Here is an 18366-nt window from a genome sequence, read left to right on the forward strand (position 1 = left end):
CGAACATGGACGCGGAATGTCCGACGGTCCACTTACCATTTTTGTTGGATCGATTCAAATTTCTCCTTGACTTCGGCGGTGCAGGGCTTATAATTGAATCGATCCAAGTCACCTGACATGAAGCAAGATACGAGAAGGAGGGTGCCATGCATCCGGTCAACTTTTTGTTCGAGGACGTCTACCGCAACGATTGGGGCATTGCTTCGGCCGCGCAGAGTGAGCGGCGCTGCGGCAAGACAGGCCCGTGGAAGCGTCAGCCCCGCTTCATCGTGGAGCGCAAGCGCGCCTGAGCAGCCAGTCTTTTTCGCGTCGATCGGTTGGATCGATTCAATTGAAGGAACCAAGCCATGCATCCCATCAGCCATCTTTTCGAGGACATCTATCGCAACTATTGGGGCATCTCGCCGGCAACCGACCGGCCGGAACGGCGGCGCGCGGCGGAGCCGGCGTCGCGCCAGCGGCGCCTGCGTCGGGGAGGGCGGTAGTCGCGGCCCATTTTCCGACGAGCCTCAGCAATGGCAAGGCGGATCTAGGACCCTGGGCGCCACAGCGCCGAGACCGCAATCGCCAGCCAGCCGACGATAAGCAGCGTGCCGCCGATCGGCGCCGACATCGGAAACAGTCGCGAACCGAGGAAATCCCGGGCGAGAAGATCGCCCGAGAACAGCAGCAGGCCGACAAGGAGCGCCAGGCTTGCGATCCTCAGATACCGGCTGCCGCCGATAAGACCGATGGCGAGGAAGACCGGCGCATGCATCAGCAGGAAGGATGCGGCCGTGCCGGTGAAGGCGCCGCCGCGATGCGCGGCCGCCGCCGACAGCGCCACCCCTGCCGCGCCGACGAGACCGCCTGCCAGCACGAGGATGCGGCTGCCGCCGTCTGATGGTTGCCCGGCAAGACTCATTTCGATGCTCCGTCTTCGATCGCGCGCGGCTCAGGATTCGCCGGCTTCGAGCAGCATATGCCGTGCGCGCCGCGTCTGGACAATCCAGTTATAGACCGCCCCCAGCGCCATCAGCACCGATGTGCCCAAGAACGCCGCCCGCATGCCGAAATGGCCGCCGACGAAGCCTCCGGCGAGCGGTCCCGCGACCTGGCCGACATACTGCGCCGAGATCGATAGTCCGAGCACATTGCCGCCGACGCCGTCGGGGATGTTGTGACGGATGACGCTGGTGATGCAGGGCAGGAGGCCGCCCAGCGCCAGCCCCATCAGGAAGCGCAACCCGATCAGCTGCCAGCCGTCGGTGACGAAAGCTTGCGGGACAAGCAGCAGCGCAGAAATCGCGAGCGCGCCGACGACCACGTTCCAGTGGCCGACCCGATCGGCAAGCTTGCCCAGCCACGACGAGGACAGGATGGTTCCAAGCGCGGCCGCCGACATCACCACGCCCGCGACCATCGTCACCTTGCTCTGGTCCGCGACGAGCTGCTGCACATAGACCGTGATGATCGGCTCGATCGACATGGTTGCAAAGGCGAGCAGCATGCCGGTCGTCAGCATCGCGACGACCGGGCGCTTGTCGGGAATCTGTGCCCAGCTGCTCTTCGGCTTTGCCGACGAGACCGGTTTGGGAGCCGGCGGGTTTTCCTTGATCAGGAAAGTCGTGGCCAGGAAAGCGAGAAAGATGACAGCGCCTGACAACAGGAAGGTGGCGCGGATGCCGATCACCGGCGGCAGCATGCCACCAAGCAGCGGTCCGACCAGCGAGCCGGCCGTGATACCGGCCGACAGCACGCCGAGCGCCCAGCCGGAGCGCTCCTTTGGCGTCTGCATCGCCACCAATATCGTCGATCCCGAGGAGTAGCCGCCGGCAAAGCCGATCAGGAGCCTCAGCAACACCAATTGCCAGACGCTCTCGACCATACCGGTCAGCGACATGCAGATCGCCATGCCGAACGAGGCGCGCACCAGCATCAGCTTTCGGCCGTAACGGTCGCCGAGCCGCCCCCACAGAGGGGCGACCAGCGCCGCGGCAAAGAAGGTGGCACCGTAAGCAACTCCTGACCATTGCACGATTGCCGCGTGCCCTTTGGCACCCAGCTGTTCGACATAAAGCGGCAGGAACGGCAACAGCAGCGTCATGGCAATCAGCGTGCTGAACGAGCCGGCGAAGCAGACGGCGAGATTGCGTCGCCAATGGATATTGTAGCCGCTCTGGGTGCTGTTTTCTGCCATGTCATGCCTACTTGGTTGTCCGGGATTGTTCCGGATACCATTTTGGGATACCAAATCGGTATGCGTCATGAACCTCAACCCAGCCGCTGTCAATGCGGTGCCGAAGAGCGGAACGACAATGTCGCAAATGCAGAATGTCGAAAGGCAGCTTCGCGGAATGATCCTTGGGCTCGAGATCGGCCCGGGCGAGCGGCTGACCGAGCGTTGGATCGAAAGTCGCTTCGGCGCCTCCCGCACCCCGGTCAGGGCGGCGCTGCTGCGCCTCGAGACCGAAGGGCTGATCGCTCGTGACGGCCGCGGCTGGACGGTGGCGCCGATCAATCTCGCCGAGCTCGGCCAGATCGCCGTCTACCGCGAGGCGGTCGAGGTGGCGGCGGTGCGGTTGACGGCGTCGCTGGAAGATCGCAGCGGGATCGAGGTGATCGCGGCGATGCTCGATTCCTGCGACGCCGGTACGCCTCGCGAGGAATGGCACCGCGTTGGTCTGGATTTTCACATCGAGCTGGCCAGGCTTTCCGGCAATGAATTCCTGCTTAGGGGAGTCCGCGATGCAATGACCAGGCTCTCCCGCGCGCGTTGGCTGGAAGTGCGCGACACGGCGGCGCTTGGCCGCGCCTGGGCCGAGCACCACGCCATCCTGGCTGCCGTGCGAAAGGGTGACGCCGAAAAGGCGGCACGGCTGCTCTCGGCCCACATCGCCGGCAGCCGCCACCGCCTGGTGACTTCGCTGCATGACGACCGGCGCGGCCTGCGCGCCAGGGGCTTTGCTGTCGTCGCTGCCTGATCCTCGGCCATCGTCGAATATTAGAACTTCAACAAGTTCGTCAGCTTGGGCGGGCTTGCAAGATGTTCGGCACAATGCTGTAGGAGGCGACGGACATCTTTAAACGACGGACGCATGGCCTCGCCCTTACGCACCGCAGCGCGGGTATTTTATTTCATACGCAACATCACCCGCGATGTGGCGCCGCAGGCTCTCTTTCGCCAGCGGCTTGCGCGCCGGCTGGAGCAGGCACGGCTCTCCAGCAAAACGGTCCGTGATCGGGTCAACTACTACAACCGGCTCGACCATAGCTTCGTGCCGAGCGCGGCGGCGGTGCCCGCCAGTCAAATACCCAAGTTCGGGAGCATGTACTATTACGACCTGAAGGAGTTCGCCCGCTACTTCGATCGCCACCTGCTCATCGATCTCGAGTTCGGCGACGTCGTCGACGTTCCGGCGGTGCCGTCAATCGTCAAGGACCGCCCGATCCGCAACGACAACGGCAACGCCGTGATCATGAAGCTCGACAAGTTCCGCCATTTCAACATGCCAAAGGACAATTTGTCCTTCGCCGACAAGCGCCCGATGGCGGTCTGGCGCGGTCATTTCAACAATCCGATCCGCAAACGGTTCGTCGATGCCGTGCGCGACCTGCCGTCTTGCGATGCCGGCTCGCCCAAGCCAAGCGCCCCGGAGAACTATCGCAAGCCGTATCTCACGATCGCGCAGCAGCGGCAGTTCCGCTACATCGTCTCGCTCGAAGGCAATGACGTGGCGACGAACCTCAAGTGGATCATGAGCTCGAATTCGCTCTGCCTGATGCCGCCGCCGACCTACGAAACCTGGTTCGCCGAGGCTGAGCTCGAGGCCGATGTTCACTACGTGCCTCTGGCGTCGGATTTTTCTGACGTCGCCGACAAGATCGCCTATTTCGAAAAGCACCCGGCGGAAGCCCAACGCATCATAACGGCGGCCAACGCCTATTGCCGCCGGTTCAGCAACGAAAAGGACGAGCGGGCGGTATCGCTACTCGTCCTCTACAAATATTTCGTGCTCAGCGGCCAGGTCGAACCCGACCCGGAAGTCTGGCGTTTTATCGCCGGCTGACCTCCGCGCCTTTCGGGCGCGGAGCACGGCGCGAATTCTCAGATATCGCTGCGGTCGAGCACCAGGTCGGCGGGGCCGAACCGGTTCTTGGCGGTGAGCTGCTGGTGCCAGTAGGGATAAAGCACCGGCGGCCGGCTGACGTCGTCGAGGCGCAGGCGCTCGTCCAGGGACAGCGTCAGGCTGGCCGCGGCGAGGTTGTCCTTGAGCTGGGCTTCGTTGCGGGCGCCGATCACCAGCGAAGAAACGGCCGGGCGGCCGAGCAGCCAGGCAAGCGCCACCTGTGCCGCCGAAACGCCGCGCGCCTTGCCGATTTCGACCAGAACGTCGACGATCCGCCACAACCTGTCCTCGTCGCGGATCGGCGGTTCGGACCAGCCGCCAAGCTGGCGGGCCGACGGGCTGTCGCGGCGGTATTTGCCCGACAGCAGGCCGCCGGCCAGCGGGCTCCACACCAGCACGCCAAGACCCTGGTCGACCGAGATCGGCAGCAACTCGTACTCCGCCTCGCGCGCTTCCAGCGTGTAGTGGATCTGCTGCGTGACGAAGCGCGGCTGATGATGGCTGTCGCTGATCGAGAGCGCCTTCATCACCTGCCAGCCCGAATAATTGGAACAGCCGACATAACGGACCTTGCCCTGGCTGACCAAAGTGTCGAGCGCAGCGATCGTTTCCTCCAGCGGCGTGACCCCATCCCACTCATGCAGGAAATAGATGTCGATCACGTCGGTCTTGAGCCGCTTCAGGCTCCTCTCGCATTCCCGAATCAGGTGATGGCGCGACAGGCCTTCGTCGTTGGGGCCGTTTCCGATCCGCATGCGCGCCTTGGAGGCGATGAGCACATCGTTCTTGCGCTTGCCGCTGAGCGCCTCGCCGACGATCTCCTCCGACAGGCCGTTCGAATACACGTTGGCGGTGTCAATGAGATTGATGCCGGCATCGATGCAGGTATCGATGATGCGGCTCGCCTGCGAAAGATCCGAATTGCCGACCGCGGCGAACGGGCCCGTCCCGCCGAAGGTCATTGTGCCAAGGGTCAAAGTCGAAACCTTCAGGCCGGAACGGCCAAGCGTGCGGTATTCCATGTCAGGTCCTTGCGATTTGTTTTGAAGAGGCGCGGCGTCGCGGGCGCCGGGAAGAGGCGAAGTATTTGTAGGACAATTCGGGCGGCTTGTCGCCCCGCCATCGATACGGGCCGATCACATATCGGCTGGTCCAGCGTTGCCGGCTCCTGCTCGCAATAAAACCGTCATTGCGCGTCTGTATCTCAGTCGGCTTACGGAGTTGTGCTTCCGGCCGCGGCCGGAGCGCATCCGAGGCGAAAGTGGCTGACAGGCAGGAGCTGCGCAATGAACGAGGTCAAGACGAATTCCGGAGCCAAGGACTGGCTGGAAGCCGAACTCGAGGACACGCTCGACGAGGACTACGAGCTGGAGATTTCCGAACCCGCGCTCTCGCTCGAGATCGCCAGGATCTACAAGAAGTCGCATCCGCCCTCCATCGAGCGAATTACCTATTTCCGCGAGCTGCTGCGGCTGCAGTCGGAGCTCATCAAGCTGCAGTCCTGGGTTGCCTACCACAAGAAGAAGCTGGTGGTGATCTTCGAGGGACGCGACTCGGCCGGCAAGGGCGGCGTCATCAAGCGCATCACCCAGCGCCTCAATCCGCGCATCTGCCGCGTCGTCGCGCTGCCGGCGCCGACCGAGCGTGAAAGATCGCAATGGTATTTCCAGCGCTACGTGCCGCATCTGCCGGCGGGCGGCGAGATCGTGCTGTTCGACCGCTCCTGGTACAACCGATCGGGCGTCGAGCGGGTGATGGGCTTTGCCAATGCGGATCAGGTCGAAGAGTTTTTCCGCGACGTGCCGGAATTCGAACGCATGCTGGTGCGCTCCGGCATCACGCTGGTGAAATACTGGTTCTCGATTACCGACGAGGAGCAGCAGATGCGCTTTTTGATGCGCATCCACGATCCGATGAAGCAGTGGAAGCTGTCGCCGATGGACCTGCAGTCGCGCGTGCGCTGGGAACAATACACCAAAGCCAAGGAAGAGACCTTCGCCCGTACCAACATCAAGGAAGCGCCGTGGTTCATTGTCGAAGGCAACGACAAGAAGCGGGCCCGACTGAACTGCATCGATCACCTGCTGCAGCAAATGCCTTACGAAGACGTGCCGCATGAGGAGATCACGCTGCCGGAGCGCGTCTTCAACCCGTCCTACGAGCGGCAGGTGCTGCCGCGCGAGCTTTATGTGCCGGAAAAGTATTGAGCACTTCCCCATCTCCCACAGGGGGAGAAGGGGGAGCCGAGCTTACGCCCGCCCGATCATCACATGCGTCGCGTCGGCGGTCGCGACCTGGCTGGTGCAGCGGTAGCCGAGCTTCGGCATGTCCAGCCCGGCGAAAAGATGCTCGCCGGAGCCGAGCAGGATCGGCGAGACCGCGAGATGCATCTCGTCGATCAGGCTTTCCTTCAGATATTGCCGGATCGTGGCGACGCCGCCGCCGACCCGCACATCCTTGTCCTTGGCGGCCGCCTTTGCCTGTTCGAGCGCCGAATGGATGCCGCCGGTGACGAAGTAAAACGTCGTGCCGCCTTCCATTAAGATCGGCGCCCGCTTGTGATGGGTGAGCACGAAGACCGGCACGTGATAGGGCGGGTTGTCACCCCACCAGCCTTTCCAGCTCTCGTCCGGCCATTCGCCGCGGACCGGCCCGAACATGTTGCGGCCGAGGATCCAGGCGCCGACATTCTCGAAACTGCGCACGGCGAAGCTGTCGTCGATGCCCTTGGTCCCGCCGTCTTTGCCGATCACCATCTCACGAAAGGTGCGGGTGCCGATCATCCATTTATGCAGTCCTTCGCCGCCGACGCCGAGCGGGCTTTCGAGAGTCTGATCGGGGCCGGCGCCGTAGCCGTCCAGCGACAGGGTAAAAGCGTTGACGCGCAGCTTTGACATGATCGCCTCGTGAACTAGTTGTATTTTGCAAGCAGTCATGGGGTAACTTAACTGATTGCATAATGCAAGCGGAATTTTCCGGCGAGCGATCGCCTCGTCGGGCGGCGCCCAGGTGACGCTGCGAGAATTTAAGATTTCGCCTGGGCCTAGCCCCTCAGCATCTCCGCTACGGTCGGCGCGAAATAGGTGAGGACGCCGTCGCAGCCGGCTCGCTTGAGGGCGAGAAGCGATTCCACCATCGCCTTTTCGCCGTCGATCCAGCCATTGGCGCTGGCCGCCTTGATCATCGAATATTCGCCCGACACCTGGTAGGCGAAGGTCGGCATCTGGAACTCGTCCTTCAGCCGCCGGATGATGTCGAGATAGGGCAGCCCCGGCTTCACCATCAGCATGTCGGCGCCTTCGGCCAGATCCTGCTCGGCCTCGCGCACGGCTTCATCGGAATTCGCGTGGTCGATATAATAGGTCTTCTTGTCGCCCTTGAGCAGGCCGGCGGTGCCGACTGCCTCGCGATAGGGGCCGTAGAAGGCCGAGGCGAATTTCGTCGCATAGGACATGATCGCCACGTCCTGGAAGCCGTTGGCGTCCAGCGCGTCGCGGATCGCGCCGATGCGGCCGTCCATCATGTCGGACGGCGCGATGATGTCCGCCCCGGCGGCTGCCTGGATGACGGCCGCGGCCGTGACCTGCTCGACGGTTTCGTCGTTGACGATGATGCCGTCGCGCAGGATGCCGTCATGGCCATGGCTGGTGAACGGATCGAGCGCCGCGTCGGTGATGATGCCGATCTCCGGCACCGCATCCTTGATGGCGCGGGTGGCCCGGTTGATGACATTGTCGGGATCGAGGATATGCGAGCCCGTCTGGTCGCGCAGCGAAACCTCGATGTTGGGAAAAGTCGCGATCGCCGGGATGCCGAGCTTGGCGGCGCGCTCCGCTTCCTTCACCGCGAGGTCGACCGACAGACGGTAGACATCCGGCATGGCGGCGATCGGCTCGCGCACATTTTTGCCCTCGACGACGAAGATCGGCCAGATCAGATCGTTCACCGAGAGCTGGTTTTCCTGCACCAGCCGGCGCGACCAGTCGGCCTTGCGCATGCGCCGCAGCCTGCGGCTGCCTGTGATCTCGTCGACGCTGCGGGCGCCGGCGGGCTTTGCGGGGGTGAACTTGTTCATCGCCAAAACTCTGTTGTCGTCCCGGCTTTTACCATGCGCCCCTGCCGCTGACCAATGCGACACGATTGTGCCAGTTGCTTCCGTGAAGAACGAGGGAGGGATCGCCGGCGCTGGAGCACTTCCCTTCTTCCTTCACGGGGAAAAGGTGGAGCAGGCGGATGAAGGGCTGCGCCGACGTTTACGGCTGTCCATTCCCCGACAGAATCTGTGCCGCGCCCTTCACAGCCACGCGAAAAGCCTCGTCGAAGCTGACGCCGCGCACCTGCCATTGATAGGTTTTGCCGTGTTCGGCCAGCCGCCAGTCGGCGATCCAGCCCAATTCCTTGTCGTTCCACACGATGCTGCCGGCGAGCGCCCGGTCGGCACCCGCCTGCCGGGCGAGCTGGTCGAGCTTTGCCATATCGGCAGTGCGCAGCGCCTTGTCGTCGAGGCCGGCGAGCTGGTTAGCCTCTGGAAAGCTGACATGCACCGAGAGCGGCGCCGTGGCATTGGCAAAGGATTCGCGCATTGACTGGCCGCGATCCTCGTCGGCCGTCAGCACGAAATGTTGCGCCCCTTGCTCGGCCGTTATGAAGACGGCAATCAGCGGCCGCTCGCCCTGCCATGGCCTGCTGCCGAGCTGCGCCAGGAGCTTGTCGACCACTGTGGGCTTGTAGAGGCAGGTGAGGTCGTGCGGCCGGTCATGCGTGCCTTGCTCGTCATGGATCGGAACGCCTTCCAGCCGGTCACGGTAGCGGAAGGATTGGACGAAGTCAGCCGCCTTATTGCGCAGCGCCAGCATCTCCGGCTTCTGCGTCAGCCGCTGATCGCCTGAAACCTTGACCAGCACCTTGTCCAGGCAATCCCTGAAGCCGATCTCGCGATTAGGCTCGCCGGTGCCGGTGACGATCGTCTGCGCCAGGTAGAGTTCGGAGGCTGCCTCGGCGGCGGCCGGCGCAACTCCCAGAAAGAGGAGACCTGCCAATCCAGCAACGAGACGAGAAACCCCAGCCATGTCGATTAGCTCGAAATCTGTCGCGCCGCCTACGCGCGACACTTTGCCGGTTACCTAACACCGGAAGCGGCTGGCCGCCAGCGCGGCGTTGCCGCCATTGACGCATCCCTATGCCGCCTTTAGCACTTCAATCCCTCTGGAAGGGCGGAGAGGAGGATTCTCTGGCGATGGATTTTGGCGGAGGCGACGAGATTCGCTTCGAGCGTCTAGGCAAGGCGGGCGTCGTCACACTGACGCGGCCGCAGGCGCTCAATGCCGTCACCCATCGCATGGTCAAGGCGCTTGGCAAGGCGCTTGACGCCTGGGAGGGCGATGCCGGCGTCGCCGTCGTCGTCGTCAAGGCTGAGGGCAGGGCATTTTCCGCCGGTGGCGATATTCTGCACATTTACGAGGCGGGCCGCGCCGGCAAGCCGCCGGTCGACTTCTTCGCCGACGAGTATCGTCTCAATGCCCGCATCGCCCGCTTCAGGAAACCCTATGTCGCGCTGATCGACGGCATCGTCATGGGCGGCGGGGTCGGCATTTCCTTCCACGGCTCGCACCGCGTGCTGACCGAGAACGCGCAATTCGCCATGCCGGAAGTCGGCATCGGCTTCTTCCCCGATGTTGGCGCCAGCCATTTGCTGCCCGATCTCGGCGGCAGCTTCGGCATGTATCTGGGGCTGACAGGAAACCGCATCCGCTATGGTGATGCACTGTGGTCGGGCCTCGCCACCCACACGATCAAGGCCGAGGACCAGGCGGGGCTGCTTGACGAGCTGGCCACAAGCGGCGACGCGAACGCGGAGTTGCGCGATTTCTTCACACCCGCAAGACGCGAGACCGAGCGGCAGGATCTGGAATCGATCGCCCGCCATTTCTCGCAACCCTCGCTCGCCGCTATCGTCGCCAGCCTGGAGCGGGCATCCGCCACCGACGCTTTCGGCGACAAGACGCTGGCAACGATCAGGACGCGTTCGCCGACCAGCCTCAACGTCGCCTGGCGCGAGATCAGCGCCGGGTCGACGCTGTCGATGGACGAGTGCATGAAGATGGAGTTCCGCATCCTCAACCGCATGCTGGCCGGCCACGACTTTTATGAAGGCATCCGCGCGGCCATCATCGACAAGGGTTCGAAGCCGGAATGGCGGCCCGCCAGCCTCGATGCGGTGAGCGCGGCCGATGTCGACGCGTATTTCGCGCCGCTCGGGGCCGGGGAGCTGGAGCTGTGAGCGAGGTCACCTCCAGGCGCGTGGTGCTGCAGCCCTCGACCACCGAGATCATCTTCGCCTGGTTCCAGCGGGTCATTGCCGGCTACTGCCTGCTGTTCGGTGTCCTCTACTGGGTCCGGCTGATCGGCATCTATCCGGGCGAGCTCTGGCGCTTCGATCTGATGCCGGTGCACTGGCAGGTGGCTGCGGCCACGCTTGCCGTTTTCTTTCCTTTCGCCGCCGCGGGCCTTTGGATGCTTGCCTCCTGGGGGCCAGTGATCTGGTTCATCTGCGCGGCGACCGAGACCGTCATGTATGCCGGTTTTCCCAATCTCTTCGGCCACCGGATCCTGATCGTCGTCTCACATGCCTGCGTGGCGCTGCTCTACATCGTCTTCCGCGTGGTCATCTGGCTGCAGAAGCGCCAGCTCAGGCAATAGCTTGCCGGGCGGCGTAAGGAACCTAGATACGGGGTCGGCGACTGCCCCAAAACCCTTGGCTAAATCTTTAGGTTAATTGTTCTTGCTCGTATGACCGTTCGTTAAGCCTCTTTCGAAACCTCTTACCGGTAAGCTCTTGTTAGCCCTGGCGTTTAAGTCGAATTTTATGAGTATTCGATAGTGTCGCGATCAAGGTGAAGAACAAAAAATCACCGGGCGACAAACGAGAGGCAAAGACAATGATCAATTCGCGTCCGGCGGCGAAAACCGCCAACGTTTCCGACGATCGCCGCGAGGCGATCCGTTCGCTGTACATGGAATCGCTGCAGCTGGTGGAGCGTCTGCATCGCCGTCTGCTTGACGTGATCAAGGACGAGTTCGACCGCAACGGCCGCTCCGACATCAACGCCATCCAGGCGCTTTTGCTCTTCAACATCGGCAATTCGGAGCTGACCGCCGGCGAGCTGCGCTCGCGCGGTTATTATCTCGGCTCGAACGTCTCCTACAATCTGAAGAAGCTGGTCGACCTCGGCTTCATCAACCACCAGCGCTCGCGCATCGACCGCCGCTCGGTCCGCGTCTCGCTGACGCCGAAGGGCAACGAGGTGGCCGAGGTCGTCGCCGGCCTCTACGAGCGCCATGTCGGCTCGATCGAGGCGGTAGGCGGCATCAACACCGACGAGTTCAAGCAGATGAACCGCGCGCTCCAGCGTTTGGATCGCTTCTGGAACGACACGATCGCTTACCGGATGTAAGCGGATTCGAAATCTGAGACGATCGAAGTCGCGCCGAAGAAGCGCGGCCGGAGGAAACAATCAGGGGCCGGTGCCGACAGGTGCCGGTTCTTTTCTTTTGCGAAAGCGCGCTGCAGCAGGGCGCTTGACCGCCGAGCAGCGCGCGTGGAAGCTCTGCAGGCAAAAGAGGAGGGCCTCATGCGTCATATCCTGCTTGCGATTTGCGCTGTGATCCTTGTTTCACCGGCCGCTGCCCGGACCCTCGGTTATGGCTCCAAGGCCGGAATGGAGGTTACGGTCGTCAAGAAATCCGGCATCAACACCTCGCATGCCAGCATCCTGACCAAACATACGAGGCAGAACGCCATCGGATACTGCCGCGACTATGTCGGTAAGGTGACCGAGGATTGCATCGCTAAGGAAATGAAAACGCCCTTGCATCTGGAGATCACAGCGGACTGCAAGAGCGGAAAATTCACCACCTTTTACGGCGCCAACATGCTGTTCCAGGGGCGCAGCCCCGCCGGAAGCGAGACGGATTATCAGATCACCGACACCGACGAGAACGTGGTGCTCGATGGCTCGGGGGCTCGGGCTACGACTACACGCTGGAGCAGTTCAAAGCCCTCTGCCCGAACCGGGTGAAATAGGGGCAAACCGAGGATGACGGCGGGCATCTGGTGAACCCGCCGCTATCGGCGATGCCAAAATGCCTCGGTCCCATTTTTGATCATCTTGCCGGATGCAAATCGCGGGCCAAGGTCACGTTGCCGCCATAATCACAGTGAAAGCGAGAATGCGGGTGATGCTGCGGGCCGAGGCCCTGCGCTTCCTGGAGCAGGTGTCGTGGTCCTACGTTTTCACGCCCTGCTGACGCAAGTCATGGTTGGCTAATTGTTAAGATTGCCGACCCTAGAGTGCGGGCAACCCGCCAGTAGAGCGAACTGAGCGAGATTAGATACAGCTAAAATGTCTGGAACATCCATGAGAACCAGCCGCCGTTTCTTCCTGACCGGAGCCTCTGCGCTCGCCGCCGCCGTCGTCGCCGGCCATGCCAGCGCGCAGGATGTGATCGGCGACATCCTGAAATCCTCGACCCGCGGCAATTGGGACGACCAGTTCGACGCTCGTGCCAGCGAGACCGGCAAGGTTGCCTCGACGCTGCCGATCTTCAGCCTGCAGACTGTAGCCTTCACCGAGCAGGCGGTGGCGCAGTACCAGGGCATTGTCGGCCAGGGCGGCTGGGAGCAGGTTCCGGCAACCAAGAAGTTGCAGCTCGGCGTCGATGATCCGGATGTCGTGCCGCTGCGCAAGCGGCTGATGGTCTCGGGCGACCTGTCGCAGAGCGCCGGCATTTCGACGGCGTTCGATTCCTATGTCGACTCGGCGGTCAAGCGCTTCCAGCTCCGTCACGGCCTGCCGGCCGACGGCTCCATGGGCAAATACACTTATTCGGTGATGAACGTGCCGGCGCCGATCCGGCTTGGCCAGCTGCAGACCAATCTGCAGCGGCTGCGCGAGAAGGCGGGCACGCTCGGCGACCGCTATGTGCTGGTCGATATTCCGGCCGCGCAGGTGGAAGCCGTCGAGAACGACCGCGTCGTGCTGCGCCACACCGCGATCGTCGGCAAGATCGACCGCCAGACGCCGATCGTGAATTCCAAGATCAACGAGATCATCGTCAATCCTTACTGGAACGCGCCGGTCTCGATCGTGCGCAAGGACATCATTCCGCTGATGCGGAAGGACCCGAACTACCTCAAGGACAGCCACATCCGGCTGTTCGCGCCTGACGGAAGCGAGGTCGATCCGATGACCGTCGACTGGTCGACGGACGATGCCGCCAAGTACCGCTTCCGCCAGGATCCCGGCGCCGGCAACGCCATGGCCTCGGTCAAGATCAACTTCCCGAGCCCGGACGGCGTCTACATGCACGACACGCCGCAGCAGAGCCTGTTCGGCAAGCTGATGCGCTTCGACTCTTCCGGCTGCGTGCGCGTCCAGAATGTGCGCGACCTCGTCACCTGGATCCTGCGTGATACGCCCGGCTGGGATCGCCAGCATTTCGAGGCGGCGATCAAGACTGGCGAGAATACGCCGGTTCAGGTGGTCAACCCGGTGCCGGTCCACTTCCTGTATCTGTCGGCATGGTCGACCGGACCCGGCGTCGTGCAGTTCCGCGACGACATTTACGGCCTCGACGGCAACAGCGAGCTGCAGATTACTTCTGCGCTGTAAGTCATTGATATAAAACATGAAAAGGCCGCTCTTGGAGCGGCTTTTTTGTTTGCATGTCGCCAAACAGTGCGCAGCGGTTTTGGCAGAGCGACATGGCGCCGAAAAGTGAGACTTAAAGCGCGAGCAGCTGGAATAGCATCATGGACGTCGCCGTCTTCATTCTCGTCGTGCTTGCTTTCGTGGCGCTTTCCGGCGCTCTCGTGCGGCTGGTGCGGGTGCCGCTGCCCGTGCTGCAGATTGCGATCGGCGCCGCGCTTGCCTGGCCGGCCAAGGGACTGCATGTCGAGATCGATCCGGAACTCTTCCTGCTGGTGTTCATTCCGCCGCTTCTGTTCGGTGATGCCTTCGCGACGCCGAAACGGGAGCTGATCGAGCTGCGCCGGCCGATCCTCGATCTCGCCATCGGACTTGTCTTCTTCACCATCGTCGGCTTCGGGTATGCTCTGCACTGGCTGGTGCCAAGCATCCCGCTGGCGGTTGCGTTCGCTTTGGCCGCCGTGCTGTCACCGACCGATGCCGTTGCCGTGTCCTCAATTGTCGACCGCAATGTCGTTCCGGCTCGGCTGATGCACATATTGGAAGGCGAATCCCTGCTCAATGATGCCTCCGGCCTGGTCATGTTCCGCTTTGCCGTTGCGGCGGCGCTCACCGGCAGCTTTTCGTTCGCCGCCGCCTCGTTGAGCTTTCTTTACGCCGTGGCGGCCGGCATCCTCGCGGGCATTGCGGCGTTGTTCGTCGCCGCCAAGGCGCTGCAGGTGCTTGGCCGCATCGGCGGCACTCCGGCGGGGGCGCAGGTGCTGGTGATGGTTCTGCTGCCCTTCGTCGCCTATCTGATTGCCGAGCATGTCGGCGCTTCGGGCATCCTGGCCGCGGTCACCGCCGGCCTGGTTACGGGCACCTCCGGCATTTTCCGCCATCTCTCGGTCTCGGCGCGGATTCAGGCGATGTCGCTATGGTCGATGCTGACCTTCGTCTTCAACGGCGCTCTCTTCATCCTGCTTGGCCTGCAGCTTCCTGACATCATCCGCAGGGTCCCGCCGGAGCTCACCAGCCGGCACTGGCTGTTCGAGCCGGTGCTGACCGTGCTCATTTTGACGCTCTGCGTGATCGGCCTGCGCTTCCTCTGGATCTGGATCGGCGACATGGCATCGATGATCGCCGCGCGGCTCGGCAAGCGCAAGGCAGAGCCCTTTGGTTTCCGCGTCAGGCTTGCCGGATCGGTGGCCGGTGTGCGCGGCGCGATCACGCTTGCCGGCATCCTGTCGCTGCCGCTCGCGCTGCAGGATGGCTCGCCCTTTCCAGCGCGAGACGTGGTGATCTTCCTCGCCGCCGGCGTCATCATCTGCTCGCTGGTCATCGCCAGCCTTGCGTTGCCGAGGATCGCCCGCGGGCTGGTCGAGCCAGGCGAGGATCCGGGTGCGGCCGAGGAGCGGCGGGCGCGTGCGGGCGCCGCCAAGGCCGCCATCGCCAAGATCGAGCGCCTCGCCAGCGAGGGCGGCGAAGGCGAGGCGGCCGAGGCCCGGCTCGCGGTCGCCGACAGCATCGTTGCCGGCTACCGGCGCCGCATCGCGGCTTCCGACGAGGCCGAAGAGGCGCGCGCCGAGGCGCGCGAATCCGGGCGGCTGGAGCTTGAGCTCAGGCACGCCGGCATCGAGGCGGAGCGCGCCGCCGTGCGCGCCATGTTCCGCACCCGCCAGATCAACGACCACACGATGCGGGCGCTGCTTTCCGAGATCACTTTGACAGAAGCGCTGCTCAAAAGCCGGCGCGACCGGAAATAGTGTTCAGCCGATTTGCTTGGCGCAATCCGGCCAGCAAATTTCGCGCCGCAAACGTGGCGGGCTCCAAACAACTGTGTTAATGGCGCGGCGACCTCGCAGACCTCCGGCCCCAAGGGAAAGCAAGCCATGTCAAATGCCGCGGCAGCCGCCAACAAATTCGAATCCTTCTTCGAGACCACGCTTGCCGACGCCGATCCGGAAATTTTCGGCGCCATCCGCAACGAGCTTGGCCGCCAGCGCCATGAGATCGAACTGATAGCCTCGGAAAACATTGTGTCCCGCGCCGTGCTCGAGGCGCAGGGGTCGATCATGACCAACAAATATGCCGAGGGTTATCCGGGCAAGCGCTATTACGGCGGCTGCCAGTTCGTCGACGTAGCCGAAGAACTCGCCATCGAACGCGCCAAGAAGCTTTTCGGCTGCAACTTCGCCAATGTCCAGCCGAACTCCGGCAGCCAGATGAACCAGGCCGTCTTCCTGGCGCTTCTGCAGCCCGGCGACACATTCATGGGCCTCGATTTGAACTCCGGCGGCCATCTCACGCATGGCTCGCCGGTCAACATGAGCGGCAAATGGTTCAAGGTCGTTTCATATGGCGTGCGCAAGGACGACCACCTGCTCGACATGGACGCGATCGAGAAGACCGCACATGAGACGAAGCCGAAGCTGATCCTGGCCGGCGGCACCGCCTATTCGCGCATCTGGGACTGGAAGCGTTTCCGCGAGATTGCCGATTCGATCGGCGCCTATCTGATGGTCGATATGGCGCATATCGCCGGTCTGGTCGCCGGCGGTATGCATCCGTCGCCGCTGCCTTATGCGCATGTCGTGACCACGACCACGCACAAGTCGCTGCGCGGGCCGCGCGGCGGCATGATCCTCTGCAACGACGAGGAGATCGCCAAGAAGATGAACTCGGCGGTCTTCCCGGGCCTCCAGGGCGGCCCGCTGATGCATGTCGTCGCCGCCAAGGCGGTGGCGCTCGGCGAGGCGCTGAAGCCGAGCTTCAAGGCCTATGCCGAGAGCATCGTCGCCAACGCCAAGGCGCTGGCTTCGAGCCTGCAGGAAACTGGCCTCGACATCGTGTCGGGCGGCACCGACAACCATCTGATGCTGGTCGACCTGCGCCCGAAAAACGCCACCGGCAAGCGCGCCGAGGCGGCTCTCGGCCGCGCCAACATCACCTGCAACAAGAACGGCATCCCCTTCGACCCCGAAAAGCCGTTCGTCACCTCCGGCGTCCGTCTCGGCACGCCGGCCGGCACCACGCGCGGCTTCGGCCAGGCCGAGTTCCGCGAGATCGGCAAGCTGATCGCCGAGGTGCTGGACGGGCTGAAGGCGGCGAATTCCGACGAGGGCAATGCGGCAGTCGAGGCTGCGGTCAAGGCCAAAGTCACGGCGTTGACGGATCGCTTCCCGCTCTATCCTTATCTCGGTTGACCGGAAGCCGCGCGTCATCTTTTATCCGCCGGCAGTGCGCCGTCCTGATTGGGCGGCGTCGCGAACTGGAGATTTGATGATGCGCATTTTCCATCTTGCCGCCCTGGCCCTGTTCGGCTCGCTGGCCGGTTTCGCCGTGTCCGGCGCGGTCGCGCAGGAGAAGGCACAGCCGGATTCGAATTTGCCGGCCACAAACACCTTCGGCAGATGGACCACGATCATCGACACGCTCGACACCGGGCAGGATGCGCACAAGACCTGCGCGGCCTCCGCAGCTTTCGTCGACGGCATCGGCAATGCTGGCACGCTAACGCTGTCGATCTCGACCGGCGACGCGCTGCCGCCGGATGCCTATCCCGCCATCATGATCGCCGTCGACAACAAGGACCTGCCGACCGGCAAGGACATCGCGGCGACCTTCGGCGACCCCGGCATCAAGGTTTCCGCGAAAGTCTATTCGAATGCCGTCGGCGGTCGTCCCAGCTGGACGGTCGACAACCAGGCGAAGACAAGTCTCGCTCTGCTGCGCGCCATGCGCAAAGTCACCTCGCTCGATGTTGTTTTTGGCAAGCAGACCGTCGCCAGCATTCCGATGGACGGCTTCACCAAGGCCTACCGCAACCTCGGCACGTCCTGCGGATTCCCGACCAAGGACGTCGCGCCCTGAACCGACCGGGCACGACAGGGGCAGGGCGCTGGCAATCTTTCTCGCGCCTCGCTATCTCTGAGAAATGAAAGGCTCTAAGCCTTCCGCTCACCAGAGCGAGATGACGCTTCCTTGAATCGCCGTCTCGCTCTAAGATTTTGTTTTTGAAGCATGATCTTCTCCGAAGAGTCTGCAACTTTTCGGGATCATGCTCTGAATCGCAAACCCAAGGCTCTCCATGCGCTGCCCCTATTGCCAGTCCGAAGATACGCAGGTGAAGGATTCGCGTCCCGCCGAGGATGGCGCGGCGATCCGCAGGCGCCGCGTCTGTCCGGACTGCGGCGGCCGCTTCACCACCTTCGAGCGCGTGCAACTGCGCGATCTCGTCGTCATCAAGAAGTCCGGCCGCAAGGTGCCGTTCGACCGCGACAAGCTGCTGCGCTCGGTCGAGATCGCGGTGCGCAAGCGCAATGTCGATCCCGAGCGGATCGATCGCGCCGTGACCGGTATCGTGCGCCAGCTCGAAAGCTCCGGCGAGACGGAAGTGGCCTCCGGCGAGGTCGGTCGGCTCGTCATGGAGGCGCTGAAATCCCTCGACGACGTCGCCTATGTGCGCTTCGCTTCGGTCTATCGCAATTTCCGTGAAGCCAAGGATTTCCACGAGTTGCTGGGCGAACTGAAGGGCGACGAAGAAAAGACCGAAGAGGACGCCGGCTGAT

Annotated in this window: 20 protein-coding genes; 14 read left to right on the top strand and 6 right to left on the bottom strand. The window is 63.1% G+C overall.

What is annotated here, in order from left to right; all coding sequences use genetic code 11:
* Positions 1–146: 146 nt before the first annotated feature.
* Complete coding sequence (locus CK224_RS31425) at positions 147–290, top strand: hypothetical protein (protein ID WP_095783243.1); 144 nt, start codon at positions 147–149, stop codon at positions 288–290.
* Between the two features lie 57 nt (positions 291–347).
* Complete coding sequence (locus CK224_RS31430) at positions 348–485, top strand: hypothetical protein (RefSeq protein ID WP_095783244.1); 138 nt, start codon at positions 348–350, stop codon at positions 483–485.
* Positions 486–529: 44 nt separating this feature from the next.
* Here the strand turns inward: CK224_RS31430 and CK224_RS22145 are convergent, their stop codons facing one another.
* Together CK224_RS22145 and CK224_RS22150 are read right to left on the bottom strand one after the other, a co-directional pair.
* Positions 530–904, bottom strand: a complete 375-nt coding sequence (locus CK224_RS22145) for a DUF423 domain-containing protein (RefSeq protein ID WP_067000694.1) — start codon at positions 902–904, stop codon at positions 530–532.
* A 30-nt stretch (positions 905–934) separates the two neighbouring features.
* Positions 935–2248 (bottom strand): multidrug efflux MFS transporter, encoded by a 1314-nt coding sequence (locus CK224_RS22150; RefSeq protein ID WP_348628404.1) that lies wholly within the window; start codon positions 2246–2248, stop codon positions 935–937.
* Positions 2249–2297: 49 nt separating this feature from the next.
* Between CK224_RS22150 and CK224_RS22155 the strand changes: the two genes are divergently transcribed.
* Together CK224_RS22155 and CK224_RS22160 are read left to right on the top strand one after the other, a co-directional pair.
* Positions 2298–2963 carry a GntR family transcriptional regulator gene (locus tag CK224_RS22155; RefSeq protein WP_095783312.1) on the top strand — a complete coding sequence of 222 codons (666 nt, stop codon included), beginning with the start codon at positions 2298–2300 and terminating at the stop codon, positions 2961–2963.
* A gap of 114 nt (positions 2964–3077) precedes the next feature.
* Positions 3078–4049 (top strand): glycosyl transferase family 90, encoded by a 972-nt coding sequence (locus CK224_RS22160; protein WP_095783246.1) that lies wholly within the window; start codon positions 3078–3080, stop codon positions 4047–4049.
* Positions 4050–4087: 38 nt separating this feature from the next.
* On the opposite strand, the gene CK224_RS22165 is transcribed toward CK224_RS22160, so the two are convergent.
* A complete protein-coding gene (locus CK224_RS22165) occupies positions 4088–5131 on the bottom strand; it encodes an aldo/keto reductase (protein WP_095783247.1) in 1044 nt (347 codons plus the stop codon).
* Between the two features lie 264 nt (positions 5132–5395).
* Between CK224_RS22165 and ppk2 the strand changes: the two genes are divergently transcribed.
* Complete coding sequence (ppk2, locus tag CK224_RS22170; RefSeq protein WP_067000709.1) at positions 5396–6316, top strand: polyphosphate kinase 2; 921 nt, start codon at positions 5396–5398, stop codon at positions 6314–6316.
* Positions 6317–6358: 42 nt separating this feature from the next.
* Here the strand turns inward: ppk2 and CK224_RS22175 are convergent, their stop codons facing one another.
* The 3 genes from CK224_RS22175 to CK224_RS22185 all read right to left on the bottom strand — a co-directional run bounded on the left by CK224_RS22175 (position 6359) and on the right by CK224_RS22185 (position 9178).
* Positions 6359–7006, bottom strand: a complete 648-nt coding sequence (locus CK224_RS22175) for a dihydrofolate reductase family protein (RefSeq protein ID WP_067000711.1) — start codon at positions 7004–7006, stop codon at positions 6359–6361.
* A 146-nt stretch (positions 7007–7152) separates the two neighbouring features.
* Entirely contained in the window at positions 7153–8184 is a 1032-nt protein-coding gene (hemB, locus tag CK224_RS22180; protein WP_095783248.1) for a porphobilinogen synthase, read from the bottom strand.
* A gap of 178 nt (positions 8185–8362) precedes the next feature.
* Positions 8363–9178 (bottom strand): DUF2066 domain-containing protein, encoded by an 816-nt coding sequence (locus CK224_RS22185; RefSeq protein WP_095783313.1) that lies wholly within the window; start codon positions 9176–9178, stop codon positions 8363–8365.
* A 167-nt stretch (positions 9179–9345) separates the two neighbouring features.
* On the opposite strand from CK224_RS22185, the gene CK224_RS22190 reads away from it, so the two are divergent.
* The 9 genes from CK224_RS22190 to nrdR all read left to right on the top strand — a co-directional run bounded on the left by CK224_RS22190 (position 9346) and on the right by nrdR (position 18365).
* Positions 9346–10389 carry an enoyl-CoA hydratase/isomerase family protein gene (locus tag CK224_RS22190; protein ID WP_067000717.1) on the top strand — a complete coding sequence of 348 codons (1044 nt, stop codon included), beginning with the start codon at positions 9346–9348 and terminating at the stop codon, positions 10387–10389.
* Complete coding sequence (locus CK224_RS22195; RefSeq protein ID WP_067000719.1) at positions 10386–10808, top strand: DUF6163 family protein; 423 nt, start codon at positions 10386–10388, stop codon at positions 10806–10808. Before CK224_RS22190 ends, CK224_RS22195 begins: the two co-directional genes overlap by 4 nt.
* A gap of 239 nt (positions 10809–11047) precedes the next feature.
* Positions 11048–11563 carry a winged helix DNA-binding protein gene (locus tag CK224_RS22200; RefSeq protein WP_067001002.1) on the top strand — a complete coding sequence of 172 codons (516 nt, stop codon included), beginning with the start codon at positions 11048–11050 and terminating at the stop codon, positions 11561–11563.
* 177 nt (positions 11564–11740) lie between these two features.
* Entirely contained in the window at positions 11741–12187 is a 447-nt protein-coding gene (locus tag CK224_RS22205) for a hypothetical protein (RefSeq protein ID WP_245426102.1), read from the top strand.
* A gap of 339 nt (positions 12188–12526) precedes the next feature.
* Positions 12527–13780 (top strand): L,D-transpeptidase family protein, encoded by a 1254-nt coding sequence (locus tag CK224_RS22210; protein ID WP_095783249.1) that lies wholly within the window; start codon positions 12527–12529, stop codon positions 13778–13780.
* Between the two features lie 140 nt (positions 13781–13920).
* On the top strand, positions 13921–15561 hold the full coding sequence (locus CK224_RS22215) for a Na+/H+ antiporter (protein WP_095783250.1): 1641 nt from the start codon (positions 13921–13923) through the stop codon (positions 15559–15561).
* 126 nt (positions 15562–15687) lie between these two features.
* Entirely contained in the window at positions 15688–17001 is a 1314-nt protein-coding gene (gene glyA, locus CK224_RS22220) for a serine hydroxymethyltransferase (RefSeq protein ID WP_067330041.1), read from the top strand.
* Positions 17002–17077: 76 nt separating this feature from the next.
* Positions 17078–17668: a hypothetical protein gene (locus CK224_RS22225; RefSeq protein WP_245426104.1), complete on the top strand. Its 591-nt coding sequence runs from the start codon at positions 17078–17080 to the stop codon at positions 17666–17668.
* Between the two features lie 217 nt (positions 17669–17885).
* A complete protein-coding gene (gene nrdR / locus CK224_RS22230; protein ID WP_059184872.1) occupies positions 17886–18365 on the top strand; it encodes a transcriptional regulator NrdR in 480 nt (159 codons plus the stop codon).
* Position 18366 lies beyond the last annotated feature (1 nt).

The sequence above is a fragment of the Mesorhizobium sp. WSM3862 genome, from assembly GCF_002294985.1.
GTDB lineage: Bacteria > Pseudomonadota > Alphaproteobacteria > Rhizobiales > Rhizobiaceae > Mesorhizobium.